Raw genomic sequence first — 24370 nt, forward strand, 5'->3', positions numbered from 1 at the left:
CCGGCCGGGGGCCGGACGTGGAAACGCCGGGATCGCCGGGTCCGGACGCTCCGGTCTGGGAGGACAGAGCGCCGGACCCGACGACCCCGGCGGGTCAGGGGTGAAGGAAGGGTTCGCTAATTGAAGATGCTGACGCCACCCGGGCCGACCAGCAGGCCGACGACGATGAGGACGATGCCCCAGAGGATCTGCCGGCGGAACAGCGCGAGAATTCCGGCGACCACGAGTACGACTGCGAGAATCCAGAGAATCAGCTCCATGGCGGCTGGATACCCGGCTCGCCGATCCCGGAAACCTCCCGGTCAGTCGACCTGGTCGCCCAGGTGGAACACGCTGTAGGCCTGCTTGATCACGGGGTGCGCGACGTTGCGGACGCGGACCCCGCCCGGCGTGGTTCCACGCTCGGTGCCGTGGTGGGCGTGGCCGTGCAGCGCCAGCGCGGTCGGCGCCGAGTCGATCGCCTGCCCGAGCTGGTAACAGCCCAGGAACGGGTAGATCTCCAGCGGCTCGCCGGCCAGCGTGTCCGGCACGGGGGAGTAGTGGGTGAGCGCGACCAGCGAGTCGCACTCCAGCGACAGCAGCGCGGCGGCCAGCGCGTCGGCGCTCTCCCGGGTGGTCCGCACGAAGGCCTTCATCTCCGGCTCGCCGAAGTCGCTGGCGCACCGCCCGGCGAACCCGCCGCCGAACCCCTTGACCCCGGCCACCCCGAGCCGCCCGCCGGCGCACTCCAGCACGGTGCCGGTGCCCTCCAGCACGGTGATCCCCGCGTCCTCCAGCACCTTGACCACCTGCGGCACCTGGTCGCACTGGTGGTCGTGGTTGCCGAGCACGGTGATCACCGGTACGCCGAGGTCGCCGAACTCCCGCGCCACGCACCGGGCCTCGGCCTCGGTGCCGTGGCGGGTCAGGTCGCCGGCGAGCAGCAGCACGTCGGCGCAGTCGGGCAGCTCCTCCAACGCGGGACGGAACCGGCCCACCACGTCCTCGTCCACGTGCACGTCGCCGACGGCGGCGATCCGGATCACCATCGAACCTCCCTCACGGCAGCTCCTCGACCTGGGTGGGCGCCTGGGTGCGGATCACCCCGATGTCGCTCGTCACCGGCGTGTCCGGGAAGCGCTCGGCCACCCGGCGGAGGATCTCCTCCCGTCGGTGCGGGCTCTCCACCTCGCCGTAGAGCACCAGCCCGCGCTCGCGGCGCACCACCGTGATGCCCTGCTCGGCCACGGACGGGTCCTCGGCCAGCATGTTCTGGATCTCCGCCTCCACGTACTCGTCGGGGGGCACGTCGCCGGACCGTCCGGTCACGGGGTCTCCCTTCCGCCGGGCGCGCCGCCGGGCAGCACGTCCAGCCGGTCGAGCAGCACCAGGAACGCCTCCGCGTACGGCGAGTGCTGCGTTTCCTTCCGTACCCGTTCCCAGTCGATCTGTTCCCGCAGCGAACGGGCGAGCGGCAGGGCGCGGGCGAAGTCGCAGTAGTGCTGGGAGAAGCTGAGCAGCTTGTGCACCATCAGCTGGCTGGCCGAGAGCACCGGCATGTGGATCGCGTCGACCGGCCGCACGATGGTGTCGGCGAACGTCTCCTCGGTCACCGGGGTCTCGATCGGCCGGTGGATGAGGTCCACCATGCGTCCCTCGTCGTAGACCTTGACCAGCCAGTCCTCCGGCGGGCGCTCGGCGGTGAAGCCGGCCTCGACCAGCGCCTCCAGGGCCCGGTCGACGTCGGCCTCGCGGAGCAGGAAGTCCACGTCGTGGTCGCTGGAGTGGCCGCCGTGCGCGTACACGGCGAAGCTGCCGCCCAGGGCGAACGGGATCTCGGACTGCTTGAGCACGGCGGCGACCTTCTTCAGCGTGTGCACCAGGGTCTCGTCCCCGCGCTCGGCCATCTGGGTCTCCCGTCGTCGTCATGGGCGGTGGGATCAACAGGCGTACCCGGCGGAAGCTCCGGTCACACCTGTTCCGGCGCGGTCCGTCCGCTCGGGGAGGAAAGCGACAAATCGCCGAGGATGAGCGTCGGTCGGATAACCTCGGCAGGGTGGCCAGCTCACTGCGGACGCGGCGCGGCAGGGCCCGACTGCGCGCCGTCGCCCTGATCGGCATCGACGGCTCGGGCAAGACCACTCAGGCCCACCGGCTCGCCGAGGCGCTCACCGCCGCCGGCCACCCCGCCACCTACCACCGCAACGCCGGCGGTCGCCGCTGGCTCGGCCGCCTCGCCCAGCGGGTCGGCCGGCCGGACGCGCAACGACTCGTCGGCCGCGACGGACTGCTCGCGGTGGAGTCCGCGCTGCGCTGGCTCGCGATCGCGCTGGCCCTGGTCAGTTGCCTGGTGACCGGCCGGACGGCGGTGATGGACCGCTGGTCGGCCTGTCAGTACGCCAGCATCCGGGCGCACGGCGGGCAGCGCTGGGAACGGCTGGCCCGGGCCGGGTACCGGATCTTCCCGTCGCCCCGGGTCACGTTCCTGCTCACCCTCGACCCCGCCGAGGCGTACCGGCGGATCGAGCGGCGCGGCACCGACCACGAGAGCATGCGGTGGCTCACCGCGGCGGACGCCGCCTACCGGTCGCTGCCGGAGTACGCCGGGTTCGTGGTGGTGGACGGCAGCGGCACGCCGGAGGAGGTGTCCCGCCGGATCCGGGCGCACCTGAGCGAGTGGCTGCCGGACGACCCGCCGGCCCTGGCCGCGCCGGGCCCGGAGGGCACGCCTCGGCCCTCCGGCGGCGCGGGGCGGGACGGACCGGTGCCGGCTCAGGCCCGGCCGTAGACCGGGACGCTCGCGCCGCTGGTCGGCGCGGACTCGTCGGAGGCGAGGAAGCGGATCACGGCGGCGATCTCGGCCGGCGGCACCCACCGCCGGTGGTCGGCCTCGGGCTGGGCGGCCCGGTTGGCCGGGGTGTCGATGACGCTCGGCAGCACCGTGTTGCACCGCACTCCGTGCGGCCGGTACTCGACCGCGACCGCGTCGGCGAACGCCCGCACCGCGGCCTTGGCGGTGACGTAGCCGGCCGCGCCGGGGAACGGCGCCACCGCCGCCCGGGCCGACACGCAGACCACCGCGCCGCCGCCGGCCTCGACCAGGTGCGGCAACGCCGCCTGGGTGACCAGGTAGGTCGGGCGCAGGTTGATCCGCAGCATCCGCTCGAACTCCTCGACCGGGGTCTCGTGCACGAGCCCGCCGCTGGCGTACCCGCCGACGAGGTTGACCACCGCGCGCAACGGCGCGGCCGGCTCGTCGGTCGCCGCCTCGACCGCCCGCGCCGCCCCCTCGGGGGTCAGCAGGTCGGCCACGACCCGGACCGGACCGTCGTCCGTCCCGGGCTCCCGCTGGGGTACGACCACCCGCCAGCCGCTCCGCAGGAAGACCGCGGTGACCGCGCCCCCCAGCCCGCCCGTGCCTCCGGTCACCAGCACCGTGCGATCCGCCATGCCCACACGCTAACCGGCCGCCCGGAGGGCCGACCGGTGACCCGGCGACGGCCGTCCGGCCGGCCCGGGAGCGCATGACGGCGGACGGTCCGGTCGGCCGGCGGCACCGACTCGACCGGACCGGATGAGGCGGCCGGGCTGCGACGATGGGACCCTGGGCGAGGGGGCCGGGCGCGGAAGGCGGTAAATTTCCCGATACGCGGCGTCATGGTTGACGCTCACGGCCTGTGAAAGTAAGTTTCATCCGTGGCGAAGAGTCCGAAGATTTCTGCGAGTCACGAGCCCGGTGGACTGATCGTCCACATCAGCGGCCTCCTTCCCTCGCTGTCCCCGGCCGAGCAGCGGGTGGCCCGGCTGGTCGTCGCCGATCCGGCCGACGCGGCCCGGCGCACCATCACCGATCTCGCCACCGCCGCCGAGACATCCGAGGCGACCGTGATCCGGTTCTGCCGGTCGGTCGGCATGGACGGCTATCCCCAGCTGCGGATCCGGCTCGCCGCCGAGGCCGCGCGCCGGATCGAGCCGCCGGACGCCCGGGTGGTCGGCGGCGACATCCCGCCGGGCGCGGACCTGGCGCAGATCATCGCCACCATCGCGTTCAACGACGCGCGAGCCGTCGAGGAGACCGCCGAGCAGCTCGACCCGGCGGTCTGCGAGCAGGTCGTCGAGGCGATCGGCGCGGCCGGCCGGATCGACGTCTACGGCGCGGGCGCCAGCGGCTTCGTCGCCTCCGACTTCCAGCAGAAGCTGCACCGCATCGGCCGCATCGCGTTCTACTTCCCGGACGTGCACACCGCGCTCACCTCGGCCGCGCTGCTCGGCCGGGGCGACGTCGCGGTCGGCATCTCGCACACCGGCACCACCTCCGACGTGATCGAGGTGCTGGAGCAGGCCCGGGCGCGCGGGGCCACCACGGTGGCGCTGACCAACTTCCCCCGCTCGCCGATCTCCGACGTCGCGGACCACGTGCTCACCACCGCCGCCCGGGAGACGACCTACCGGTCCGGCGCGACGGCCAGCCGGCTGGCCCAGCTCACCGTGGTCGACTGCCTCTTCGTCGGGGTGGCCGCCCGCAGCCGGGCCCGGACCAAGAAGGCCCTGGAGGCCACCGCCGAGGCCGTCCAGTCGCACCGGGTGGGTCCCGGGCGGAGGCGGGGATGACGGCGGGCCGGGTGGAGCGGGACGAGGTGGCCGTGGTGCGTCCGGTGGTGCGCGTCGGCGCGCCGACCGAGCGGCGCAACCCGCAGAGCGTCGACCTCGACCTGATGTCGACCCGGGACGTGCTCACCGTCATCAACGAGGCCGACCGGCGGGTGCCGGCCGCGGTGGCCGCCGTGCTCGACGAGATCGCCGAGACCGTCGACCTGGCCGTCGCCGCGCTGCGCGGCGGGCACCGGGTGCACTACTTCGGCGCCGGCACCTCCGGCCGTCTCGGCGTGCTGGACGCGGCCGAGCTGGCCCCCACGTTCAACTCGCCCCGGCACTGGTTCTGCGCGCACCTCGCCGGGGGCCCGGAGGCCATGTGGCGCGCCGTCGAGGACGCCGAGGACGACGAACGGGGCGGCGCCGCCGAGGCGGGCGAGTGCGTGCACCCCGGCGACCTGGTGGTCGGCCTGGCGGCCAGCGGGCGCACCCCGTACGTCCTCGGGGCGCTCGCCGCGTCCCGGGCCCAGGGGGCCGGGACCGTGCTGCTGTGCGCCAACCCGGAGGCCGAGGCCGCCCCGTCGGTGGACGTGTTCATCGGGGTGGACACCGGACCCGAGGTGGTCACCGGGTCGACCCGGATGAAGGCGGGCACCGCGCAGAAGCTGGTGCTGAACACGTTCTCCACGGCCGTCATGGTGCGCCTGGGCCGGGTCTACTCGAATCTGATGATCGACATGGTGGCCACCAACGCCAAGTTGCGCGGCCGGATGATCTCGATCCTGGTGGAGGCGACCGGGTGCGCCGAGGAGGTCTGCCGGGTCGCCCTGCGGGAGGCCGACGGCGACCTCAAGACCGCCCTGGTGGCGCTGGTCTCCGGCGCGGAGGTGCCCGCCGCCCGGGCCGCGCTGGCCCGCTCCGCCGACCAGGTACGCGGCGCCCTGGCCCTGCTCGCCTCCTGACCCCGAGCGCGAAACCACCCGCCCGGCGCATCCGCCCGGCGGGTGCGACGCGTATCACGTGGCGGGAGGGGACGTCTCTCCCCGAGCGGATTGTTCAACGAGGCGGAGGGTAATCCTCACCGTGGCTGAACCGGTGGGTCCACGGGCGCGTATCAGGCAGTGACCAGGATCGCAATGACGCGGTGACGCGGCTCGCTGTGTTCATGGAACAGGCAATGGTGCCATTCCATGGACGGACGGCGATTCCGCTGCTCCCGCGCCCACCACCAGGGCGGCCACGAGTCGCCCGAGCAGGGGTCCTGACAGGAAACATGGACCGGGCTCTCAGCTACTACTCAGGCATTCGTGACAGTTTCGACTCACGACATGGAATCCCCGACGCGTCACATCTGTTGTGTAGGTGTCAGCACCTACGGGCACAGCGGAGGTTACGGGGAGGGCTGATGAACGTGGGGATGGCAAGGAACCGGGCAACCGGCGCGAGCGAGGGGACCGTGGCAATCGTGGACAAGAACATCGGCATGCGTACCGACGAGGTCGCCGAGGAGCGGGACCTGGTCGGCGTCTACCTGCACGAGATCTCCCGGACGCCGCTGCTGGACGCCGCCCGCGAGGTGGATCTCTCCAAGGCGATCGAGGCGGGTCTCTACGCCGAGCACCTGCTCGACACCGACCGGCTCCCCGACGGGGCCACCCGGGAGGAACTGGAGCGCGTGGTGGCCGAGGGGGAGCGGGCGAAGGACCTGTTCATCCGCGCCAACCTGCGGCTGGTCGTCTCCATCGCCCGGCGCTACGTGCGCTCCGGCATGCCCATGCTGGACCTGATCCAGGAGGGCAACACCGGCCTGGTCCGCGCGGTCGAGAAGTTCGACTACGAGCGTGGCTTCAAGTTCTCCACCTATGCGACCTGGTGGATCCGGCAGGCGATCAGCCGGGCCATCGCCCAGCAGGAGCGCACCGTCCGGCTGCCCGTGCACCTGGTGGAGGACGTCAACCGGATGCGCAACGTGGCCCGGCAGCTCACCCGCGAGCTGGGCAGCGACCCGGAGCCGGAGCAGATCGCGACCGCGCTCGGCGTCACCGTCGAGCGGGTCAACGAGCTGCGCCGCTGGTCGCAGGACACCGTCTCGCTGGACACCCCGGTGGGCGACGACGGCGACACCAACCTCGGTGACCTGGTCGCCGACAGCGACGCGCCGTCGCCGGAGGAGATCGTGCTGACCGGCCTGGAGCGGCAGCGGATCGAGGGTCTGCTCAACCACCTCGACGACCGGTCGGCCGGCATCATGCGGGCCCGCTACGGCCTGGAGGACGGGCGTGAGCACTCGCTGACCGAGGTCGCGTCGCGGTTCTCGCTCTCCCGGGAGCGGATCCGCCAGCTGGAGATCCAGGCCCTCGGCCGGCTGCGTGAGCTGGCCCGCGCCGAAGGGCTGCAGGCGGCCTGACCTGGTAGTAATGGAAACGACGAACGGCCGGCGTCCGACAGGGGGACGCCGGCCGTTCGTCGTTGCGGGTCAGACCCGGCCGTAGCCGGCGATGCTCATGATGTTCATGCCCCGCTTGCTGACGTTGCGGCCCGCGCTCGGCGCGTCGATGATCTGACCGCCGCCGACGTAGAGCGCCACGTGTCCGAGGCCGGAGTAGAACACCAGGTCGCCCGGTTGCAGTTGGCTGCGACTGATCCGCGTCACCGCGTCCCACTGTTGCGCCGCGCTGTGCGGCAGCGACTTCCCGGCGGCCCGCCAGGCGGCCAGCGTGAGCCCGGAGCAGTCGTAGCTGCCGGGGCCGTCGTCGCCGTAGCCGTAGGGCTTGCCGACCGCGCCGTAGGCGTACCGCACCGCGACGCCGGCCTTGCCGGAGACGGCCGGGGGCGTGCCCGCCGAACTCGCCTTGACCGGGGCCTCGGTGGCCCGACCGTACGCCTTGCGACGCATCTCGTAGAGGCCGGACAGGTCCGCCTCGATCCGCTTCTTGGCGGCGGCCAGCTGCTTGGCCTGCGCCGCCTCCTTCGCCAGCGTGACGTCCAGCCGGGTCTTCTGGTCGATCAGCCGGCGCTGGTCACCGGTGAAGCTGTCGATGGTGCGCTGCCGCTGGCGGGTGAGCTGGTCGAGCGTGCCCAGCCGGTCCGGCAACGACGCCGGACCGCCCGGCTCCAGCAGGGCCGCCGCGGTGCGCATGCCGCCGGTCTTGTACGCCGTCGCGGCGATCGCGCCCACGTCGGCGCGACTCCGCTCGGCCTGGTCCTGCAACGGGCCGATCCGGGCCTCCAACGTGGCCGCGGTGGCCTTGTTGGCCTTGATCTCCTCGTTGAGCTTGTTGTACGACTCGACGATTCGCTCCAGCTCAGTCGAGGACTTCTCGATCTGCTTCGTCAGCTCGGCGGGGGTGGGCTCGGCCCGAGCCACCGACGCCGGAGCGAGCAGCGCGGCCGAGAGGCCGGCCACCGCCAGCGAGCGGAGCAGCATCCGTAAGGACGACAAGAGCGGAAAGCTCCTCTCCACGGTCGACGGGAGGCGTTCCACGCCCCGTCGACACCGACCCGGCGCCGTCCGGGCGGACGGCGGTCGACCGGACCGACCTGGACAACCTAACCCGTGATCGGAGTGGACGGGAGTTCAAGCAGGGGCGAAAGTTGGCAAAGTGTCGGAAAGTGACAATGGGGCAGCTGACCGTCCGTGACCGTTTCGCGGACCTCGCGTCGCGTGCTTCGGCGCTCCTGGGCGGAAGGCGCGACTCGCCCGATTCGTCGTTCTGGACGGATGTCGCCAGCCCACGCCAGGCAAAGTCACGACAAAGACGGAAATCGTTCTCTGTTTCCGGCGGGCCGGTCCGGCGACGTGCCGGCCGGGCGGGCGAAAACCCGAGGTCGGGTGGCGTGTCCGCCACACAATGAAGCGCGGAACCGGGAATCCCCACCACGGGATCCGCGACCCCGGGAGGCCGCCGTGCAGACCGATCGCTCCTCCGCCCGCCCGCCCCGGTCGCCGCACGCGACCGCGCCCACGCTGCTCTACGCCCGACCCGGCATCGTCGTCACCGCCGAGCGTTTCACCGTCGGCCGCAACAGCTGGGCGGTGACCGAGATCACCCAGCTCTGGACCACCCGCGGGCCGCACGACCGGCTCGCCGTGCGGGCGGTCGCCGTCTCCGCCGCGCTGATCGCCGCGGTCGGCCTGCTGCTCGGCTTCACCGGCGGCCTGGAGCGGCTCACCGCCGGGGCGTACCTGACGCTCGGCGCGGTGGGACTGCTGCCGCTGCTGCTGGTGCTGCTCGGCGACCGCTGGCGCCCGCCCGCACACGAGTTGTGGGGGCGGATCCGGGGTGCCGAGGTGCTGCTGTTCAGCAGCGACGACGAGCGGCAGTTCGGCCAGGTGACCCGCGCGCTGCGCCGGGCCCGCGAGGGCGCGCGCCTCGGTGGCTGGACCGACCCGCCCGCCGCCGCGCCGTGGCGGCCGGCACGCTGAGCCCGGCCCGCGGCGGTCCGGGGTCAGCCGGCGACCGGCTCCGGGGTGCGGGGCCGGTTCCCGGCGGCCACCCAGTGGCTCACCCGCCGTTCCGCGTAGAACGAGACGAACGGCACGGTGCCGGCGAGCATCACCAGCAGCATCCGCTTCAACGGCCAGTCGGCCCGGCGGGACAGGTCGAAGGTGAGCGCCAGGTAGAGCATGTAGAGCCAGCCGTGCGCGACGCCGACCACGGCCACCACGCTCGGGTTGTCGAAGCCGTACTTCAGCGGCATGCCGATCAGGACCAGCACCACCAGCGCCACGCCCACGATCCAGGCGATCACGCGGTACCGGGTAAGGGCTCCGCCCACCGTCGTCCGTCCTTCCGCACCGGCCTCAGCCGGGATAGTCGCCGGGCCGGGAGCCCGGATTCGCGTTCAACCAGGAAAGGTAGCGGTTGTAGGCGGCCAGCTCGCCGTCGTCCGCCCCGTCGAGCGGCGCCGCCGGCACCCGGACGGCGCGCACCGGCCGGCGTACCGCCGGGGTGGTGGTGACCGGCTCCGGGTCGGCGGCCGCCGACGGTGGCGGCGCGGTCGACGGCCCGGGCGCGGCGCGCAGCGCGTGCCGCACCTCACGCCACCAGACGAAGACCACGAAACCGGCGAAGACCGGCCACTCGATCGCGTAGCCGAAGCTCAGCGCGTTGCCCTGGGCGGCCCGGGTCACCTGCCACCAGCCCAGCCCGAGGAAGCCCACCACCAGCACGACCATGGCCACGTGGCGGACGATCCACGCCGGTGTCCAGAGCCGCTGCATGCCATCGAGGGTACCGGGGCCGCCGGCCGTCTCCGACGCGGCGTCGTAGGTGCCCCGGGTTTGGTGGCAGCCGCGCTGGGCATCCGTCTAGTCGCCAGCCCGAACGAGACGAGGGGGCGACGATGACCGAATCGGTACGCCGGGACGCCAGCCCGGAGCAGCGGGTCACCGAGTGGGACGGCGACCACGCCCGCACCACCGGGGCCGGCGACGGTGAGGTGCTCGGGGTGGACCCCGCCGAGCTGGGCGACGAGGACCTGATCCGGGAGATGCAGAGCCTGCACCGCACCCGGCTGGACACGCTGCGGCACGCCACCGACTCCGCGCTCGCCAACCACCTGCGTCGGACCGCCGAGCTGGAGACCGAGTACCTGGCCCGCCACCCGGGCCGGGAGGTCGACCCGAGCCGGCTGCGGGACGCCTGATGGCCAGCCACGCCGAGCGCGGCATGTCCGCGCCGCCCGAGGTGGTGTTCAACACCGCGACCGACCCGGACCGCTCCTCCGCGTGGTTGCCGGAGGAGCTGCGCCGCTCCGGCGACTGCCAGGTGGAGGTGGTCGACGCCGAGGACATGCGGGCCCGGTGGAGCGCCGCCGACTGGTCCGCGGAGATCGACGTGGAGCCGGCCGACGCCGGAGGCGCCCGGGTACGCCTGGACCTGGCCGGTCCGGACCACGCCCTGGCCGACGAGATCCTGGCCAACCTCGACCGCGAGGTGGCCGACAACCTGACCGCCGGCTGAGCCCGGCCCGCCACGACGCACGAGAGGGAGGCCGGGTTGACCGGGAGTGGCCTGAAGCAGAAGGTGGCGCGCCTGCGCCAGGCGTACGCGCCGCACGAGCACCGACCGCTGGAGGGCTACCTGAAGGCGATGGGCACCTACGCCGGGGTGACCGCGGCGCTGGTCGGGCTGGTCCGGGCGACCGGCCGGCCGGTGCCGGAGCGGCCCTCGCCCGGCGACGTGGTGCTGCTCTCGGTCGCCACGCACAAACTGAGCCGGCTGCTGTCCAAGGACGCGATCACCAGCCCGCTGCGGGCGCCGTTCACCCGCTACGACCACCCGATCGGCAGCGGCGAGGTGATGGAGCAGGTCCGGGACGAGGGCAGCCCCACCCGGCACGCGCTCGGCGAGCTGGTCAGCTGCCCGTTCTGCCTGGCGGTCTGGGTGGCCACCGGGCTCACCGGCGGCCTGGTGCTGGCGCCCCGGCTGACCCGGCTGGTCGCCACCGCGCTGACCGCGGTGGCCGCCTCCGACTTCCTCCAGATGGGCTACGCGGTGGCCCAGCAGGCCGCCGAGGGTGGGCACCACGAGAAGTGAGCACGACTCGACGGGGCCGGCGCGAGTGCGCCGGCCCCGTCGTCGTCGCGCCGGAGATCAGGTGGGGGTGGTGCCGTGGTCCTCGCCGGCCCAGCCGCGTGACGTCTCCGGCTCGCGCTCGTCCTCGTCCGCCCCGGTGATGATGTCCCGGTCCACCGCCGTGCGGTCGTGCTCGTTGGCGAAGTCCGGCTCCGGCAGCGTGTCCATGCCCTCCGGGGGCTGGCCGAGCGCCGCCAGGTGCTCGTGCTCGGGCTCGCGGTCGGTCATGTCGGGTCCTCTCGGTCGGGCGGGTGTTCAGGCGACCGTGCCGCCCAGCAGTTCGGCCGCCTCGTCGACCGCGTACTCGCCCTGGGGGAGCGCGGCGATCCGGGTGAGCAGCTCGGCCGGGAGCTCGGCGGCCACCGCGCGGCGGTAGATGTCGGCCTGGGTGATCCGTTCCTGACCGCGGTAGAGGTCGTCGAGCAGGTCGTCGAGCGGCCTGGTGTCCGGCTGCTCGGTCACGGGCGCGTCATCGGTCACGCCGACCACCTACCCGGCCCCGAACCGGTCAAACTCCCCCCAACCCCGCTCAGGCCAGGGTCGGCAGCGTGGCGCGACGCGCCCGGACGGCCTGGGCCAGGTGGTCCAGGACCTCGCCGGTGGTGTCCCAGCCGATGCAGGCGTCGGTGATCGACCGGCCGTACTCCAGCTCCCGCGTCGGGTCCAGGTCCTGCCGGCCGGGGAGCAGGAAGCTCTCCAGCATGATGCCCACGATCCCGCGCTGCCCGGCGGCGAGCTGCGCCGCCACGTCGGCGGCCACCACCGGCTGGTTGCGGTGGTCCTTGCCGCTGTTGGCGTGGCTGGCGTCGACCACGACCCGCTCGGGCAGGCCGGCCGCGCGCAGCAGGTCCAGCGCCCCGGCCACCGACTCCGCGTCGTAGTTGGGCCGGCCGCCCCCGCCGCGCAGCACCAGGTGACCGTCGGCGTTGCCCCGGGTGTGCATGATCGCCGGGGTGCCGGAGACGTCGATGCCGGGGAAGACGTGCGGCACGCCGGCGGCGCGGATCGCGTCGACCGCGGTGGCGATGCTGCCGTCGGGCCGGTTCTTCATGCCGATCGGCATGGACAGGCCGGAGGCGAGCTGCCGGTGGACCTGGCTCTCCACGGTCCGGGCGCCGATCGCCCCCCAGGCGACGGTGTCGGCGATGTACTGCGGGGTGATCGGGTCGAGGAACTCGCACCCCACCGGCAGGCCCAGCCGGAGCACGTCGAGCAGGAGCGCCCGCGCGGTCCGCAGACCCGTGTTCACGTCGCCCGAGCCGTCCAGCGCCGGGTCGTTGATCAGTCCCTTCCAGCCCACCGTCGAGCGCGGCTTCTCGAAGTAGACCCGCATCACCACCAGCAGGTCGTCGGCGACCCGGTCGGCGACCTCGCGCAGCCGTCCCGCGTACTCCAGGGCGGCGGCCGGGTCGTGCACGGAACAGGGGCCGACGACGACGAGCAACCGGTCGTCGTCGCGGTCCAGCACCCGGCCGACCGCACGCCGGCCGGCCACGACGGCCTCGGCCAGCGGGGTGTCCAGCGGCAGGTCGTGGTGCAGCAGGGCCGGGGTGGTCAGCGGCACCACACGGTCGATGCGCTGGTCGATGACCCGATGGGCGTCCTGGGACGTGGTCACGGTGGGGATTCCTTCCGCCGACCGTGCCCCCGTGCCGGGTCCGGGGGATCGAGCCGGCTGCTCGCATACGAAAGGGCAGGGAAAAGAATCCCTGCCCGGCCGGCTCGAAGAGGTGGTGACGTCAGCTCATGGTCGAGTCACCGGCTCCTCCAGCCGGCTGCCTAAACCATCGATACGACCGCGTCACGTCGGCCAGCCTACCCGACGCGACCGGGAAGTCCCGCTCCGTTCCGCAGAGCGGAACGCGGGGTATGGAACGACCATGAGCCACGACCAGAGCGACCAGGACCGGATCTCCTCCCGCGCCCACCTGCTGCCGGAGGAGGCGGCGGTGGGCAGCGACGACGCGGAGGCCCAGGCCGACGCGATCCTCGCCGAGTCGGACCTGCGTGAGGAGGACCGCAACGCCGCCCCCGACACGGTGCTGGAGCACCGCACCTCCGAGGAGACCGTCACCCCGATCGAGCCCCCCGACTGAGCCCGACGCCCCGGCCCCGACGCGACCCCCGGTAGCCGGCGTCCCGCAGCCGGGCCAGCGGACCGGCCAGGCGCAGGCCGGGCGGCACGTTGCCGACCGGGTCGAAGGCGAGCGCGGCGTCCCCCGGGGCGCCGCGCCGCCCGTCGAGGCGTACCTCGCCGAACGGTCGCCACGGGCCCACCGCCGAGGCCACCGCGAGCACCAGCCGGGGCTCGTCCGCGGCCACCGCCGCGTCGACCCCGGCCAGGGAGCGACCCAGGTCGGGCGAGTCCGGGTCGGCCAGCGCGGCGAGGAACAGCCGCCGCGCCCCGGCGCGGAACGGCATGATCGACGTGTACGTCCCGGTGAAGCGCCGCCGGGGCAGCGGCAGGTTCCGCAGCACCGGCGCGGCGCCGCTGGAGCTGACCAGCAGGTCCACCGGCGGCTCCGGGTCCCGGTGCAGGCGGACCGCCACGCCCAGCACGTCCGGCCAGCCGCCCGGCGTCGGCACCCCCTTGGAGAGGCGCACCGTGGCCGGCCACCGGCCCGGCCGGTCCAGCAGCGGCACCCCGGTCGGCGGTCCCGACGTACCCCAGATCAGCACCTCGGCGGCGAAGGTGCGGCCGGCGGGATGCAGCAGCCGGGCGTGCCGCAGGCGGGCCAGCGCGGCGGCGGCCCGCTCGACGGCGGACGGTACGGGGGGCGCCATGCCGCTCGGGTACCCCGACCCGCGGCGACGATGCTCCCCGCGCGTCACCTTTCCGCCCCCGGGATCGGATAGCGTCGTGCCATGCCCGACAGCGGTTACCCCTGGCCGATCGAGACGACCCGACTGGACAACGGCCTGCGTGTGGTGGTGAGCGAGGACCGCACCGCCCCGGCCGTGGCCGTCAACCTCTGGTACGACGTCGGTTCGCGCCACGAACCGGCGGGCCAGACCGGCTTCGCCCACCTCTTCGAGCACCTGATGTTCGAGGGCTCGGTGAACGTGGCCAAGACCGAGCACATGAAGCTGATCCAGGGCGCGGGCGGATCGCTGAACGCGACCACCAACCCCGACCGGACCAACTACTTCGAGACCGTCCCCGCCGAGCACCTGGAGCTGGCGCTCTGGCTGGAGGCCGACCGGATGGGCGGCCTGGTGCCGGCGCTGACCCAGGAGACGCTGGACAACCAGCGCGACGTGGTCAAGAACGAGCGGCGGCAACGCTACGAGAACGTCCCCTACGGCGACGCCTGGCTGCGGCTGCTGCCGCTGCTCTATCCGCCCGGCCACCCCTACCACCACGCCACCATCGGGTCGATGGCCGACCTGAACGCCGCCGACCTGGCCACGTTCCAGGCGTTCCACAGCACCTACTACGCGCCGAACAACGCGGTGCTGACGGTGGTCGGCGACACCACCGCGGCCGAGGTGTTCGCGCTGGCCGACAAATACTTCGGCGGCCTCGCCGCGCGCTCCGACATCCCGGCCGCCCCGGACGGGCGCACCGTGCCCGCCGCCGGCACGCCGGCGGTGGAGACGGTCACCGCCGACGTGCCCGCCCCCCGCGTCTACCTCGCGCACCGCACCCACCCGTTCGGTGACCCGGGGTACGACGTGACCACCGTGCTCGCCACCGTGCTGGGCAGCGGCCGGGGCAGCCGGCTCTACCAGCGGCTCGCCGACGGCGAGCGGATCGCCCAGCCGGACCTGGTCGGCGCGTACGGGGTGGACCTGGCGCACGCCCCGGCGCCGCTGATCGCCACCGCCACCGCCCGGCCCGGCGTGACCGCCGAGCGTTTGCGCGACGGGCTCGCCGAGGTGGTGGACGAGCTGGCCACCGTGCCGGTGACCGCCGCCGAGCTGGACCGGGCCAAGGCCCTGCTGAGCACCATGTGGTGGCGGCAGATGTCCACCGTCGACGGTCGCGCCGACACGCTCGGCCGGTACGCCACCCAGTTCGGCGACCCGGCCCGGGCCGCCGACCGGCTGCCCGGCTGGCTCGCCGTCACCGCCGAGCAGATCGCCGAGCAGGCCGCCGCGCTGCTCGGCGCCGACGACCGGGTGATCCTGACCTACCTGCCCGAGGAGACCTCATGACGCTGATCGCCACCCGTCCCGGCCCCGGCGCCGCCCGCGCCTACCGGTTCCCGCAGGTGGTCCGGCGGACGGTGGCCGGCGGTCAGGTGGTCGCCGCGCACCTGCCCGGGCAGACGCTCGCGGTCGCGCTGCTGCTGCTCGACGGCGGCGCGGGCCGCGAGCCGGTCGGCAAGGAGGGGCTCGGCGCGGTGCTGGCCAAGGCCCTGGAGGAGGGCACCGCGCAGCGGGACGCCACCGCGTACGCGCTGGCCATCGAGGCGCTCGGCACCGAGCTGGTGGCCGGGCTCGACTGGGACTCGTTCCAGGTGAGCGTGCAGGTGCCGGTCGACCGGCTGAGCGCCGCGGTGGAGCTGCTCGCCGAGGCGGTCCGCACGCCCCGGCTCGACCCGGCCGACGTGCTGCGGGTCCGCGACGACGAGGCGACCGCGCTGCGGATGGACTGGGCCAACCCGGGCCCGCGCGCCGACGCGGTGCTGCGCGCCGACCTCTTCGGCGCCGACAACCGGTGGGGGCGCCCGCTCTACGGCGACCCGGAGAGCGTCGCCGCGCTGGAGGTGGACGACGTGACCGTCTTCCACTCCGAGTGGTTCATCCGTCCCGGCACCCTGATCGTCGCCGGCGACCTGGAGCGGATCGACCTGGACGCGCTGGGCGCGACCGCGTTCGCCGGCACCGGCGGCGGTCCGGTCGACCGGGGCGGCCCGATCGGGACGACGCTCGCCGGCCGGCGGCGGGTCATCCTGGTCGACCGGCCCGGCTCGGTGCAGTCCACGCTGCGGCTCGGTCACCCGTCCCCGCACCGCGCCCACCCCGACCACGTGCCGATGACGCTGGCCGGCACCGTGCTCGGCGGCGCGTTCACCTCCCGGCTCAACCACCTGATCCGCGAGGTACGCGGCTACACGTACGGGATCCGGGGCGACTTCGCCTCGTCCCGGCGGTTCGGCCGCTTCGCGGTCACCTCCGGCGTGCAGACCGCGGTGACCGCGCCGGCCCTGGTCGAGTCGGTGGGCGAGGTCTCGCGCACCCAGCTGACCGGGGTGAGCGAGGAGGAGCTGGAGGTGGCCCGCTCGTGGCGGGCCGGCCAGCTCTCGGTCGAGTTGCAGAGCCCGCGGGCCATCGCCTCGGCGCTGACCACACTGGTGGTGCACGACCTGCCGGACGACTACCACGCGCGGCTGCGCGAGGCGCTGCTCGCGGCGACCGTCGAGGAGGTGTCCGCGGCGGCCGCCGCGCACCTGCACCCCGAGTCGCTGACGCTGGTGGTGGAGGGGGACGCGGCGGTGATCAGGGACGAGCTGGTGGCCGCCGGCCTCGGCGACGTGGTCGACCACGGCTGACCGGGCGGGGCGACGGGTGTGATTCCCGTCGCCCCGGCCCGCGCGCTGGGAAAGGCTTCCCGCCCGCCCCGCCCGGCTGGGTAGCCTCGCGGGCATGAGGATCGGCATTGTGGGAGCCACCGGCCAGGTCGGTGGCGTCATGCGGCAGGTGCTGGCGGAGCGCGAGTTCCCGGCGGAGCAGGTGCGGCTGTTCGCCTCGGCCCGGTCGGCCGGGCGCACCCTGCCCTGGCGCGACGGCGAGGTGACCGTCGAGGACGCGGCCACCGCGGACTACCGCGGGCTGGACATCGTGCTCTTCTCGGCGGGCAAGGGCACGGCGAAGGAGCTGGCCCCCCGGGTCGCCGAGGCCGGCGCGGTGGTCATCGACAACTCCTCCGCGTTCCGGATGGACCCCGAGGTGCCGCTGGTGGTCGCCGAGGTCAACCCGCACGCTCTCGCCGACCGGCCCAGGGGCATCGTGGCGAACCCGAACTGCACCACGATGGCCGCGATGCCGGTGCTGCGCCCACTGCACGCCGAGGCCGAGCTGGTCAGCCTGGTCGTCGCCACCTACCAGGCGGTCTCCGGCGCCGGCCTGGCCGGGGTGGCCGAGCTGGACGAGCAGGTCCGCAAGGTGGCCGAGGACGCGAGCGCGCTCGCCTTCGACGGTTCGGCGGTGTCGTTCCCGACGCCCCGGTCGTTCGCCGCCCCGATCGCGTTCAACGTGCTCCCGCTCGCCGGCTCGATCGTCGACGACGGCTCCGACGAGACCGACGAGGAGCAGAAGCTGCGCAACGAGAGCCGCAAGATCCTGGAGATCCCCGGCCTGAAGGTCTCCGGCACCTGCGTGCGGGTGCCGGTCTTCACCGGTCACTCGTTGCAGATCAACGCCCGGTTCGCCCGGCCGATCGACCCGGCCCGCGCCCGGGAGCTGCTCGACGGCGCGCCGGGGGTGGCGCTGCGCGACGTGCCCACGCCGCTGGAGGCGGCCGGCCAGGACCCGACGTACGTCGGCCGGATCCGGGTCGACGAGACCGTCGCCCACGGGCTCGCGCTGTTCTGCGCCAACGACAACCTGCGCAAGGGCGCGGCGCTCAACGCCGTGCAGCTCGCCGAACTGGTCGCCGCCGAGCGCTGAGCCGGCTCGGCGCCGGGGCGTGGAATCGTCGCGGGGGCGTCCGTGACCGCACGGACGCCCCCGCAGCGGGTATGCGGGCCCAGTCGTCGGCGAACCACGCCGGCGGGCGGGAGGAACCATGGCGGCCGGACGGGACACGGGGGACGTCGACGAGGTCGAGATCGAGGCCGGGCTCCGCTCGGACACGGCCCGGGCGATCGGCTTCAGCGACGCGGTCTTCGCCATCGTCATCACCCTGCTGGTGCTCGACCTGCGTGTGCCCGAGTCGGCGCCGGGCGGGATGCTGCACGCGCTGCTCGACCAGTGGCCGGTCTACCTCGCCTACGTCACGTCCTACCTGTACGTGGCGGTGAACTGGCTGAACCACAAGGGGACGTTCCACCGAGTCCGCTGCGCCGACCGGGGCCTGCACTGGGCCAACCTCGGGGTGCTGTTCAGCGTGGCGCTGCTGCCCTTCGTCACCGCGCTCGTCTCCCGCGCGGTGGAGAAGGGTGACACCTTCGACGAGCGGGTCGCGGTCGCCGCGTACGCGGTCGTCGGCGTCGTCCTCTCGGCGGCCTGGCTCTGGCTCTACCACTACCTGAGCCGGCACCGGGAGCTGTTGCAGGCGGGCGTGACCGCCCGGTTCTTCGCGGCCGAACGGATCCGGGCGGCGCTCGGCGTCGCCGCGTACGCGATCGCCGGCGGGGTGGGGTGGTGGGTGAGCGTGCCGGTGGCGCTGGTGGTGCTCCTGCTGCTGCCGCTCTTCTACGGGCTGTCCAGCAACGGCTCCTACGACCTGCTCCGGCGACTGCGGCACCGGCGGTGAGGCGGCCCGCGTTACCCCGCCTCGGGCGGCGGGTAGACGGCGGTGCCGACACCGAGAGGGGAGCACCATGACAACGGTCGGAGAGTTCATGACGACCCGGTTGGTGACGATGGACGGCAACGACACGCTCACCGCCGCGGCGCAGGAGATGCGCGACAGCGCCATCGGCGACGTGGTGGTGACCGACGGCGACAACGTGATCGGCATCGTCACGGACCGGGACATCACGGTCCGGGGCGTCGCCGAGGACATGAACCCCAGCTCCACCACGCTCAACCAGATCACCAGCAAGGACGTGGTGACGGTGAGCCAGTACGACGACGCGGTGGCCGCCGCCGACCTGATGCGCACCTACGCGGTCCGGCGGCTCCCGGTGATCGACGACGGGCGGCTGGTCGGCCTGATCTCGATGGGTGACCTGGCGGTGGAGCGGGAACCCCAGTCGGTGCTCGCGGACATCAGCGCCGACGACCCCAACAACTGACCGACGCACGCGGTGAACGCCGGCTCCCGGTTCGGGGGCCGGCGTCTCGCGTACGCCGACCGTCGCCTCACCCGGAACGGGCGAGGTTGACCCGCCACCCGGCGGGGACCCGTGCTCGGACGGAGGAGGCCGGAAGCGCGGGAGGAGTCGGCCGGATGGTGGACGCGACGACGAGATTCTTCGAGGACCTGGACCGGCGGGGGTTCGAACCCCTGCTGGTCAAGACGTCCGGGACGCTCCGGTTCGACCTGCACGAGGGTGCGCAGACCACGCACTGGCTGCTGGAGATCGACCGGGGCAACCTGCGCGTGCGGCAGGAGGACGGCGAGGCGGACACCGTGGTCGGCACCGAGCCCCGGCTCTTCGCCGACCTGGTCGGCGGCGAGGAGAACGCCGTCGCCGCGCTGCTGCGGGGCGACATGACCGTCGTCGGTGACCTGCGGCTGGTGCTCCAGGTCGAGCGGGTCTTCCCCGGCCCGCCGAACTCCCGGGGACCGCACCACACGTTCCAGAGGAGGGCCGCCTGATGCCCGGGACCAACACCGTCCGGATCCTGGACGGCAACACCTTCGTGGTCTCCGAGGACACCGGTGACATCGAGGCCACGCCGAGCGAGCCGACCGGCCTCTTCTCCCTCGACACCCGCTACCTCTCCAAGTGGGTGCTGACGGTCAACGGCGAGCGGCTCAACGCGCTGTCCTACGACGACCTGCAGTACTACGAGGCCCGCTTCTTCCTGGTCCCGGGCGTGGCCACGCACTACGTCGACGCGAAGCTGTCGATCATCCGGGAACGGGCGGTGGGCGGCAGCTTCCGGGAGACGCTGACCATCCTCAACCACGACGAGAAGCCGGTCGACCTGGAGATCCGGATGGACGCCGGGTCCGACTTCGCCGACCTGTTCCAGGTCAAGGACGAGATCCTGAACAAGAAGGGCGAGCTGTACTCCGAGGCGGAGTCCGATCGGCTGCGCCTGGGCTACCGGCGCGGCAACTTCAAGCGGGAGACGGTGGTCTCGGCGAACCAGCCGGCCCGCTACGACCGCAAGGGCTTCGCCTGGAGCATCCACCTGGAGCCGAACGAGCAGTGGGACGTGCTCATCGACGTGCAGACGTTCGCCATCGGTCCGGGCGGTCGGGACCTGCGGATGGGGCTGCGCGCGCACGGCACCGAGCGGCTCGCGCTCCAGCACGACCTGGAGGAGTGGATCGACCGGGCGCCGAAGGTGAACAGCGAGCACGGACGTGTCGCGGCCACCTACCGGCGGAGCCTGGTCGACCTCGCCGCGCTGCGCTTCTCGCCGCTGTCGCTCGGCGGGCAGACGCTGCCCGCCGCCGGCCTGCCCTGGTTCATGACCATGTTCGGCCGGGACAGCATCCTCACCTGCCTCCAGGTGCTGCCGTTCGCACCGGAGATGTCGAAGACCACGCTGCGGATCCTCGCCGCGTTGCAGGGCACCCGGTTCGACGACTTCCGGGACGAGGACCCGGGCCGGATCCTGCACGAGATGCGGTACGGCGAGACCGCCGCGTTCGAGGAGCAGCCGCACTCGCCCTACTACGGCTCGGTCGACGCCACCCCGCTGTTCGTGGTGCTGCTCGACGAGTACGAGAAGTGGAGCGGCGACGTCGCGCTGGTCCGGGAGCTGGAACGGGAGTGCCGCGCCGCGCTGAAGTGGATCGACGACTACGCCGACCTGGTCGGCAACGGCTACATCTGGTACGAGCGGCGCAACACCGACACCGGCCTGGAGAACCAGTGCTGGAAGGACTCCTGGGACTCCATCTCGTACGCCGACGGCACGCTGCCGCCGTTCCCGCGCGCCTCCTGCGAGGTGCAGGGCTACGCGTACGACGCGAAGATGCGCGCCGCCCGGATGGCCCGGGAGTTCTGGGGCGACCCCGCGTACGCCGACCAGTTGGAGCGGGAGGCGGCGGAGCTGAAGGCGCGGTTCAACCGCGACTGGTGGGTGGAGGACGGCGGCTTCTACGCGCTCGCCCTGGACCCGGAGGGGCGCCAGTGCGACGTGCTCAGCTCCAACATCGGCCACCTGCTGTGGAGCGGGATCGTCGACGACGAACGGGCGCCGATGCTCGCCGAGCACCTGGTGGGGCCCCGGCTCTGGTCGGGTTGGGGCGTGCGGACGCTGGCCGAGGGCGAGGTCCGCTACAACCCGATCGGTTACCACAACGGCACGATCTGGCCGTTCGACAATTCGTTCGTGGCGTGGGGCCTGCGCCGGTACGGCTTCGCCGAGGAGGCGGCCACGGTCGCCAACGGCATCCTGGACGCGGCCACCTACTTCGACGGCCGGTTGCCGGAGGCGTTCGGCGGCTACCAGCGGGACCTGACCAAGTTCCCGGTGGAGTATCCGACCGCGTGCAGCCCGCAGGCCTGGTCGACCGGGGCGCCGCTGCTGCTGATCCGGACGATGCTCGGGCTGGAGCCGCACGAGGGGCACCTGGCGGTGGACCCGCGGCTGCCGGTGGGCATGGGTCGGATCGAGGTGCTGGACATCCCGGGCCGGTGGGGTCGGGTGGACGCGTTCGCCCGCGGCCGGCTGGACCTGCACAAGCTGGACGACTGAGCCGGCCGGTCAGTGCCCGGTGTGTGCCTCGTTCGGGGGCAGCAGGCAGAACTCGTTGCCCTCCGGGTCGGCCAGCACGGTCCAGCGGGGCAGCTCGCGGACCACTGTCGCGCCGGCCTCCAGCACGGCGGCCCGCTCCTCCGCGTCGCCGACCAGGTCCAGGTGGATCCGGCCGGGCGCGGGCAGCTCGGCGGCGGGACTGATCCACAGGTCGGGCCGCCGCCCGTGCGGGTCACGCAACAGCACGGCCTCGCTCGGGGCGAGCGTACGGTCGGCGAGCTTCGCCCGGTCCGCCTCGACCACGGGCAGCCCGCTGACCGCGCTCCAGAACGGGGCGAGCAGGTAGGGGTCCCGGCAGTGGATGACGATCGCGGCGAGGTCGGGCATGCCTGTAGAACCTAGTCGGCCGGTGCCTCCGGCAGGACGCTGTCCAGGAACGCGGCGGCGACGGCGCGCAGGTCGGGCCGGGCCAGGTCGAGCGCGTGGCCGCCGTGGGTGAGCCAGAGGTGCGTCGGGTGGCCGGCGGCGAGCAGCCGGGCGGCCAGCCCGACCGCCTGGGCGGCCGGCACCGGCACGTCGTCGCGCCCCTGCACCAGCAGCACCGGCACGCCCGAGCCGAGGTGGGTGGCGACGGTCGCGTCCGTGGTGGCCGGATCGCCGGCGGCCGGCGGGTGGCCCAGCAGGTCGGTCCACGGGTCGTCGCCGGGGGGACGGTGGCGCCGCTGCTCCGGGTCGAGCGGGTCCACCGGAGCCCAGTACGCCAGCGCGCCCGCCACGTCGCCTGGCCGGTCCACCCCGCGCAACGCGACCTGGAGGGCGAGCATCCCACCGGCCGAGTCGCCGCCGACCAGCAGCGGCAGGTCGCCCGCCCGGGCCGCCCGCGCGGCGGCACGGACGTCGTCGAGCTGCGCCGGCCAGCGGGCCTGGTGCGAGAAGCGGTAGCCCGCCGGCACCACCCGCAGCCCGAGCGACGCGAGCGCCGCGCCGTCCTCGTGGGCCCGGGCCCGCCAGCCCCCGCCGTGGATCCAGAGCAGCACGCCGCGTTCGGTCATCCCGCCATCGTGACGGTGGCCGGGCCGGGGGACCACCCCGGTCTGCGCAGGGCAGAGCGGCCCTACGGTCGCGTAACCTACCCGGGGTAAAGTTACCGGATGCCGGAGCTCGTGTACCCGCCCGTGATCACCGCCGCCAAGACGATGTTCCGCGCCCTCGACCTGCGCCTGGACGTGCAGGGCAGCGACCATGTGCCGCGCACCGGTGGCGCCGTGTTGGCGTCCAACCACGTGAGCTACCTCGACTTCATCTTCTGCGGCTACGGCGCGCACGAGTCCCGCCGGCTGGTCCGGTTCATGGCCAAGGACAGCGTCTTCCGGCACCGGATCTCCGGGCCGCTGATGCGCGGCATGAAGCACATCCCGGTCAACCGCGCCGCCGGCGCCGGGTCCTACGCCGCCGCGGTCGGCGCGTTGCGCCGGGGCGAGGTGGTCGGCGTCTTCCCGGAGGCGACGATCAGCCGCTCCCTCACCGTGAAGGACCTGAAGAACGGCGCCGCCCGGATGGCGCAGGAGGCCGGTGTGCCGCTGCTGCCGGTCGCGCTCTGGGGCACCCAGCGGCTGTGGACCAAGGGCCGCCCGCGCACGCTGACCCGCCGGCACACCCCGATCACCATCCTGGTGGGGGAGCCGATGGACCCGGCCGCCTACCCGGACGGCACCGCCATGACGGCCGACCTGCGCACCCGCCTGTCGGCGCTGGTCGACCGCGCCCAGCGGGAATACCCGGACCAGCCGGCCGGCCCGGACGACGCGTGGTGGCAGCCGGCGCACCTGGGCGGCAGCGCGCCCACCCCGGAGCAGGCCGCCGAGCTGGACCGGTCGGACCGCCGCTCCCGCAGCACCTCCTGATCCTCCGCGCCCCCGCCGCCCAGCCCCGGCGGGCGGGGACGGCGGTCGGCGGAACGGCGGCCGGGGAGAGGCGTCAGCAGGCGGAGCCGGGCTGGTCGCGGACCGGGAAGTCGGTCACCGGCCAGGCGGGCGTGTCCACCGCCAGCGGGCGGTAGTAGTCGTCCCGGGACAGGAACTCCACCGGCAGCGAGCCCGGCAACGTCACCGCGCCGAGCGTCGGACCGGGGGACGCGGCCACCCGGGTGGCGAGGGCGTCGCGTTCCGGCGGGGACAGGTCCACCAGGTCCGGGTGGGCCAGCCGGAACCCGGCCACCGACCGGCGTACCTGCCGGGCCAGCGCGGTGACCAGGTCGACCGGGCCGATGAGCGCGAGCGCCGGCTGCCGGATGGTCCGCAGTGCGTCGCAGACCACGCGCAGCTCCGCGGTGTCGTCGCCGACCTCGGCCAGCTCCAGTCGGGACGGCCACTGCCAGCGGATCTGACCGCTGACCAGACGGGACAGCCGGACGGTACGCCGGTGCCGGGCGTCCGTGCGGCTGTCCCGCCCGGGGACCAGGGACAGTTCGGAGCCGGTGCAGACGTACGCCAGCCGCCGGTCGGTCACCGTGACGGACGCCGGGGCGGGCAACGCCCAGCAGCGCACGTCCTCGGTCGGGCCGAGCAGGTGACCGGCGACCGGCAGCCGGTGCTGGCCGAGCAGCCGCTCGCCCGGCTCGGGCACCAGCGCGTAGCGCCGGTCGAGCACGGGACGGGTGGGGTCGTCGTCGGCGTCGAACCGGTGCGGCCCGATGAAGAAGGGTGCGGCGTCCTCCGGCACGG

31 protein-coding genes and 1 pseudogene are annotated in these 24370 nt (G+C 73.7%); 17 read left to right on the forward strand and 15 right to left on the reverse strand.

The annotated features are described in order from the left end of the window. Positions 1-116: 116 nt before the first annotated feature. From GA0070622_RS32465 to GA0070622_RS08560, 4 genes and pseudogenes are all read right to left on the reverse strand, one after another. On the reverse strand, positions 117-260 hold the full coding sequence (locus tag GA0070622_RS32465) for a GPGG-motif small membrane protein (RefSeq protein ID WP_007464364.1): 144 nt from the start codon (positions 258-260) through the stop codon (positions 117-119). Then, positions 251-1028 (reverse strand): annotated as a pseudogene (locus tag GA0070622_RS08550) (metallophosphoesterase family protein). The gene GA0070622_RS32465 and the pseudogene GA0070622_RS08550 overlap by 10 nt, the downstream one beginning before the upstream one ends. A gap of 10 nt (positions 1029-1038) precedes the next feature. After that, complete coding sequence (locus tag GA0070622_RS08555; RefSeq protein WP_245666557.1) at positions 1039-1248, reverse strand: hypothetical protein; 210 nt, start codon at positions 1246-1248, stop codon at positions 1039-1041. Positions 1249-1304: 56 nt separating this feature from the next. Then, positions 1305-1886, reverse strand: a complete 582-nt coding sequence (locus GA0070622_RS08560; RefSeq protein ID WP_091571492.1) for a nucleotidyltransferase — start codon at positions 1884-1886, stop codon at positions 1305-1307. Positions 1887-2035: 149 nt separating this feature from the next. On the opposite strand from GA0070622_RS08560, the gene GA0070622_RS08565 reads away from it, so the two are divergent. Beyond that, positions 2036-2767 (forward strand): dTMP kinase, encoded by a 732-nt coding sequence (locus tag GA0070622_RS08565; RefSeq protein ID WP_091571494.1) that lies wholly within the window; start codon positions 2036-2038, stop codon positions 2765-2767. Here the strand turns inward: GA0070622_RS08565 and GA0070622_RS08570 are convergent. Then, positions 2752-3429 (reverse strand): SDR family NAD(P)-dependent oxidoreductase, encoded by a 678-nt coding sequence (locus tag GA0070622_RS08570; RefSeq protein ID WP_091577041.1) that lies wholly within the window; start codon positions 3427-3429, stop codon positions 2752-2754. The genes GA0070622_RS08565 and GA0070622_RS08570 overlap by 16 nt on opposite strands. Positions 3430-3675: 246 nt before the next feature. Between GA0070622_RS08570 and GA0070622_RS08575 the strand changes: the two genes are divergently transcribed. The 3 genes from GA0070622_RS08575 to GA0070622_RS08585 all read left to right on the forward strand — a co-directional run bounded on the left by GA0070622_RS08575 (position 3676) and on the right by GA0070622_RS08585 (position 6979). Beyond that, entirely contained in the window at positions 3676-4590 is a 915-nt protein-coding gene (locus GA0070622_RS08575; RefSeq protein WP_091571497.1) for a MurR/RpiR family transcriptional regulator, read from the forward strand. Next, positions 4587-5534, forward strand: coding sequence for an N-acetylmuramic acid 6-phosphate etherase (locus tag GA0070622_RS08580; protein WP_091571499.1), 948 nt, complete (start codon positions 4587-4589; stop codon positions 5532-5534). Before GA0070622_RS08575 ends, GA0070622_RS08580 begins: the two co-directional genes overlap by 4 nt. Positions 5535-5989: 455 nt before the next feature. Next, positions 5990-6979 carry a sigma-70 family RNA polymerase sigma factor gene (locus GA0070622_RS08585; RefSeq protein WP_176558955.1) on the forward strand — a complete coding sequence of 330 codons (990 nt, stop codon included), beginning with the start codon at positions 5990-5992 and terminating at the stop codon, positions 6977-6979. A 69-nt stretch (positions 6980-7048) separates the two neighbouring features. Here GA0070622_RS08585 and GA0070622_RS08590 read toward each other — a convergent pair whose 3' ends face one another. After that, on the reverse strand, positions 7049-8014 hold the full coding sequence (locus GA0070622_RS08590; RefSeq protein ID WP_091571504.1) for a C40 family peptidase: 966 nt from the start codon (positions 8012-8014) through the stop codon (positions 7049-7051). 465 nt (positions 8015-8479) lie between these two features. Between GA0070622_RS08590 and GA0070622_RS08595 the strand changes: the two genes are divergently transcribed. After that, a complete protein-coding gene (locus tag GA0070622_RS08595) occupies positions 8480-8998 on the forward strand; it encodes a DUF6232 family protein (RefSeq protein ID WP_091571507.1) in 519 nt (172 codons plus the stop codon). A 23-nt stretch (positions 8999-9021) separates the two neighbouring features. On the opposite strand, the gene GA0070622_RS08600 is transcribed toward GA0070622_RS08595, so the two are convergent. Both GA0070622_RS08600 and GA0070622_RS08605 read right to left on the reverse strand, forming a co-directional pair. After that, entirely contained in the window at positions 9022-9351 is a 330-nt protein-coding gene (locus GA0070622_RS08600; protein WP_091571510.1) for a DUF3817 domain-containing protein, read from the reverse strand. A gap of 25 nt (positions 9352-9376) precedes the next feature. Beyond that, positions 9377-9796 carry a hypothetical protein gene (locus GA0070622_RS08605; RefSeq protein WP_091571513.1) on the reverse strand — a complete coding sequence of 140 codons (420 nt, stop codon included), beginning with the start codon at positions 9794-9796 and terminating at the stop codon, positions 9377-9379. A gap of 122 nt (positions 9797-9918) precedes the next feature. On the opposite strand from GA0070622_RS08605, the gene GA0070622_RS08610 reads away from it, so the two are divergent. The 3 genes from GA0070622_RS08610 to GA0070622_RS08620 are packed head-to-tail and all read left to right on the forward strand — an operon-like array spanning position 9919 to position 11114. Then, positions 9919-10221, forward strand: coding sequence for a DUF6158 family protein (locus tag GA0070622_RS08610; RefSeq protein WP_091571516.1), 303 nt, complete (start codon positions 9919-9921; stop codon positions 10219-10221). Then, a complete protein-coding gene (locus GA0070622_RS08615; RefSeq protein WP_091571520.1) occupies positions 10221-10538 on the forward strand; it encodes a hypothetical protein in 318 nt (105 codons plus the stop codon). Before GA0070622_RS08610 ends, GA0070622_RS08615 begins: the two co-directional genes overlap by 1 nt. A 36-nt stretch (positions 10539-10574) precedes the next feature. Continuing rightward, on the forward strand, positions 10575-11114 hold the full coding sequence (locus GA0070622_RS08620) for a DUF1360 domain-containing protein (RefSeq protein ID WP_091571524.1): 540 nt from the start codon (positions 10575-10577) through the stop codon (positions 11112-11114). A 57-nt stretch (positions 11115-11171) separates the two neighbouring features. On the opposite strand, the gene GA0070622_RS08625 is transcribed toward GA0070622_RS08620, so the two are convergent. Genes GA0070622_RS08625 through GA0070622_RS08635 form a run of 3 tightly spaced genes read right to left on the reverse strand, consistent with a single transcriptional unit; the run spans position 11172 to position 12780 of the window. Then, entirely contained in the window at positions 11172-11381 is a 210-nt protein-coding gene (locus GA0070622_RS08625; protein ID WP_091571527.1) for a hypothetical protein, read from the reverse strand. Positions 11382-11408: 27 nt separating this feature from the next. Then, on the reverse strand, positions 11409-11642 hold the full coding sequence (locus tag GA0070622_RS08630) for a hypothetical protein (protein ID WP_369700212.1): 234 nt from the start codon (positions 11640-11642) through the stop codon (positions 11409-11411). A gap of 40 nt (positions 11643-11682) precedes the next feature. Next, complete coding sequence (locus GA0070622_RS08635; RefSeq protein WP_091571530.1) at positions 11683-12780, reverse strand: 3-deoxy-7-phosphoheptulonate synthase; 1098 nt, start codon at positions 12778-12780, stop codon at positions 11683-11685. Between the two features lie 253 nt (positions 12781-13033). Here GA0070622_RS08635 and GA0070622_RS08640 point away from each other — a divergent pair, with 253 nt between their 5' ends. Continuing rightward, positions 13034-13249 (forward strand): hypothetical protein, encoded by a 216-nt coding sequence (locus GA0070622_RS08640; protein WP_091571535.1) that lies wholly within the window; start codon positions 13034-13036, stop codon positions 13247-13249. Here GA0070622_RS08640 and GA0070622_RS08645 read toward each other — a convergent pair. After that, positions 13224-13937 (reverse strand): phosphodiesterase, encoded by a 714-nt coding sequence (locus tag GA0070622_RS08645; protein ID WP_091571538.1) that lies wholly within the window; start codon positions 13935-13937, stop codon positions 13224-13226. The two genes, GA0070622_RS08640 and GA0070622_RS08645, sit on opposite strands and share 26 nt — an antisense overlap. A gap of 81 nt (positions 13938-14018) precedes the next feature. On the opposite strand from GA0070622_RS08645, the gene GA0070622_RS08650 reads away from it, so the two are divergent. The 7 genes from GA0070622_RS08650 to GA0070622_RS08680 all read left to right on the forward strand — a co-directional run bounded on the left by GA0070622_RS08650 (position 14019) and on the right by GA0070622_RS08680 (position 21647). Further along, a complete protein-coding gene (locus GA0070622_RS08650; protein WP_091571541.1) occupies positions 14019-15311 on the forward strand; it encodes a M16 family metallopeptidase in 1293 nt (430 codons plus the stop codon). Next, the gene (locus GA0070622_RS08655; protein WP_091571546.1) at positions 15308-16651 is read left to right on the forward strand and encodes a M16 family metallopeptidase; all 1344 of its coding nucleotides are present in this window, start codon (positions 15308-15310) and stop codon (positions 16649-16651) included. The genes GA0070622_RS08650 and GA0070622_RS08655 overlap by 4 nt, the downstream gene beginning before the upstream one ends. Positions 16652-16745: 94 nt before the next feature. Next, positions 16746-17768, forward strand: a complete 1023-nt coding sequence (locus GA0070622_RS08660; RefSeq protein ID WP_091571550.1) for an aspartate-semialdehyde dehydrogenase — start codon at positions 16746-16748, stop codon at positions 17766-17768. A gap of 118 nt (positions 17769-17886) precedes the next feature. Continuing rightward, positions 17887-18576, forward strand: coding sequence for a TMEM175 family protein (locus GA0070622_RS08665; RefSeq protein WP_091571554.1), 690 nt, complete (start codon positions 17887-17889; stop codon positions 18574-18576). Positions 18577-18643: 67 nt separating this feature from the next. Next, complete coding sequence (locus GA0070622_RS08670; RefSeq protein WP_091571557.1) at positions 18644-19060, forward strand: CBS domain-containing protein; 417 nt, start codon at positions 18644-18646, stop codon at positions 19058-19060. 155 nt (positions 19061-19215) lie between these two features. Beyond that, positions 19216-19587 carry an SCP2 sterol-binding domain-containing protein gene (locus GA0070622_RS08675; RefSeq protein WP_091571560.1) on the forward strand — a complete coding sequence of 124 codons (372 nt, stop codon included), beginning with the start codon at positions 19216-19218 and terminating at the stop codon, positions 19585-19587. Continuing rightward, entirely contained in the window at positions 19587-21647 is a 2061-nt protein-coding gene (locus GA0070622_RS08680) for an amylo-alpha-1,6-glucosidase (protein WP_091571563.1), read from the forward strand. Before GA0070622_RS08675 ends, GA0070622_RS08680 begins: the two co-directional genes overlap by 1 nt. 9 nt (positions 21648-21656) lie before the next feature. Here the strand turns inward: GA0070622_RS08680 and GA0070622_RS08685 are convergent, their stop codons facing one another. After that, positions 21657-22034: a VOC family protein gene (locus GA0070622_RS08685; protein WP_091571567.1), complete on the reverse strand. Its 378-nt coding sequence runs from the start codon at positions 22032-22034 to the stop codon at positions 21657-21659. Between the two features lie 11 nt (positions 22035-22045). Then, positions 22046-22699, reverse strand: a complete 654-nt coding sequence (locus GA0070622_RS08690; protein WP_091571570.1) for an alpha/beta hydrolase — start codon at positions 22697-22699, stop codon at positions 22046-22048. 99 nt (positions 22700-22798) lie between these two features. Here GA0070622_RS08690 and GA0070622_RS08695 point away from each other — a divergent pair, with 99 nt between their 5' ends. Continuing rightward, positions 22799-23551, forward strand: coding sequence for a lysophospholipid acyltransferase family protein (locus tag GA0070622_RS08695; protein WP_091571575.1), 753 nt, complete (start codon positions 22799-22801; stop codon positions 23549-23551). A gap of 73 nt (positions 23552-23624) precedes the next feature. Here GA0070622_RS08695 and GA0070622_RS08700 read toward each other — a convergent pair whose 3' ends face one another. Then, positions 23625-24368 carry a hypothetical protein gene (locus GA0070622_RS08700; protein ID WP_091571579.1) on the reverse strand — a complete coding sequence of 248 codons (744 nt, stop codon included), beginning with the start codon at positions 24366-24368 and terminating at the stop codon, positions 23625-23627. Positions 24369-24370 lie beyond the last annotated feature (2 nt).

The organism is Micromonospora sediminicola, from assembly GCF_900089585.1.
Taxonomy (GTDB): Bacteria; Actinomycetota; Actinomycetes; order Mycobacteriales; family Micromonosporaceae; genus Micromonospora; species Micromonospora sediminicola.

Coding starts and splice junctions, on each gene's coding strand:
- GA0070622_RS08580 (WP_091571499.1), top strand. CDS start 4,587: ATGACGGCGGGCCGGGTGGAGCGGGACGAGGTGGCCGTGGTGCGTCCG.
- GA0070622_RS08680 (WP_091571563.1), top strand. CDS start 19,587: ATGCCCGGGACCAACACCGTCCGGATCCTGGACGGCAACACCTTCGTG.
- GA0070622_RS08605 (WP_091571513.1), bottom strand. CDS start 9,796: ATGCAGCGGCTCTGGACACCGGCGTGGATCGTCCGCCACGTGGCCATG.
- GA0070622_RS08690 (WP_091571570.1), bottom strand. CDS start 22,699: ATGACCGAACGCGGCGTGCTGCTCTGGATCCACGGCGGGGGCTGGCGG.
- GA0070622_RS08695 (WP_091571575.1), top strand. CDS start 22,799: ATGCCGGAGCTCGTGTACCCGCCCGTGATCACCGCCGCCAAGACGATG.
- GA0070622_RS08675 (WP_091571560.1), top strand. CDS start 19,216: ATGGTGGACGCGACGACGAGATTCTTCGAGGACCTGGACCGGCGGGGG.
- GA0070622_RS08585 (WP_176558955.1), top strand. CDS start 5,990: ATGGCAAGGAACCGGGCAACCGGCGCGAGCGAGGGGACCGTGGCAATC.
- GA0070622_RS08640 (WP_091571535.1), top strand. CDS start 13,034: ATGAGCCACGACCAGAGCGACCAGGACCGGATCTCCTCCCGCGCCCAC.
- GA0070622_RS32465 (WP_007464364.1), bottom strand. CDS start 260: ATGGAGCTGATTCTCTGGATTCTCGCAGTCGTACTCGTGGTCGCCGGA.
- GA0070622_RS08610 (WP_091571516.1), top strand. CDS start 9,919: ATGACCGAATCGGTACGCCGGGACGCCAGCCCGGAGCAGCGGGTCACC.
- GA0070622_RS08670 (WP_091571557.1), top strand. CDS start 18,644: ATGACAACGGTCGGAGAGTTCATGACGACCCGGTTGGTGACGATGGAC.
- GA0070622_RS08655 (WP_091571546.1), top strand. CDS start 15,308: ATGACGCTGATCGCCACCCGTCCCGGCCCCGGCGCCGCCCGCGCCTAC.
- GA0070622_RS08645 (WP_091571538.1), bottom strand. CDS start 13,937: ATGGCGCCCCCCGTACCGTCCGCCGTCGAGCGGGCCGCCGCCGCGCTG.
- GA0070622_RS08570 (WP_091577041.1), bottom strand. CDS start 3,429: ATGGCGGATCGCACGGTGCTGGTGACCGGAGGCACGGGCGGGCTGGGG.
- GA0070622_RS08615 (WP_091571520.1), top strand. CDS start 10,221: ATGGCCAGCCACGCCGAGCGCGGCATGTCCGCGCCGCCCGAGGTGGTG.
- GA0070622_RS08555 (WP_245666557.1), bottom strand. CDS start 1,248: ATGCTGGCCGAGGACCCGTCCGTGGCCGAGCAGGGCATCACGGTGGTG.
- GA0070622_RS08660 (WP_091571550.1), top strand. CDS start 16,746: ATGAGGATCGGCATTGTGGGAGCCACCGGCCAGGTCGGTGGCGTCATG.
- GA0070622_RS08685 (WP_091571567.1), bottom strand. CDS start 22,034: ATGCCCGACCTCGCCGCGATCGTCATCCACTGCCGGGACCCCTACCTG.
- GA0070622_RS08650 (WP_091571541.1), top strand. CDS start 14,019: ATGCCCGACAGCGGTTACCCCTGGCCGATCGAGACGACCCGACTGGAC.
- GA0070622_RS08560 (WP_091571492.1), bottom strand. CDS start 1,886: ATGGCCGAGCGCGGGGACGAGACCCTGGTGCACACGCTGAAGAAGGTC.
- GA0070622_RS08625 (WP_091571527.1), bottom strand. CDS start 11,381: ATGACCGACCGCGAGCCCGAGCACGAGCACCTGGCGGCGCTCGGCCAG.
- GA0070622_RS08665 (WP_091571554.1), top strand. CDS start 17,887: ATGGCGGCCGGACGGGACACGGGGGACGTCGACGAGGTCGAGATCGAG.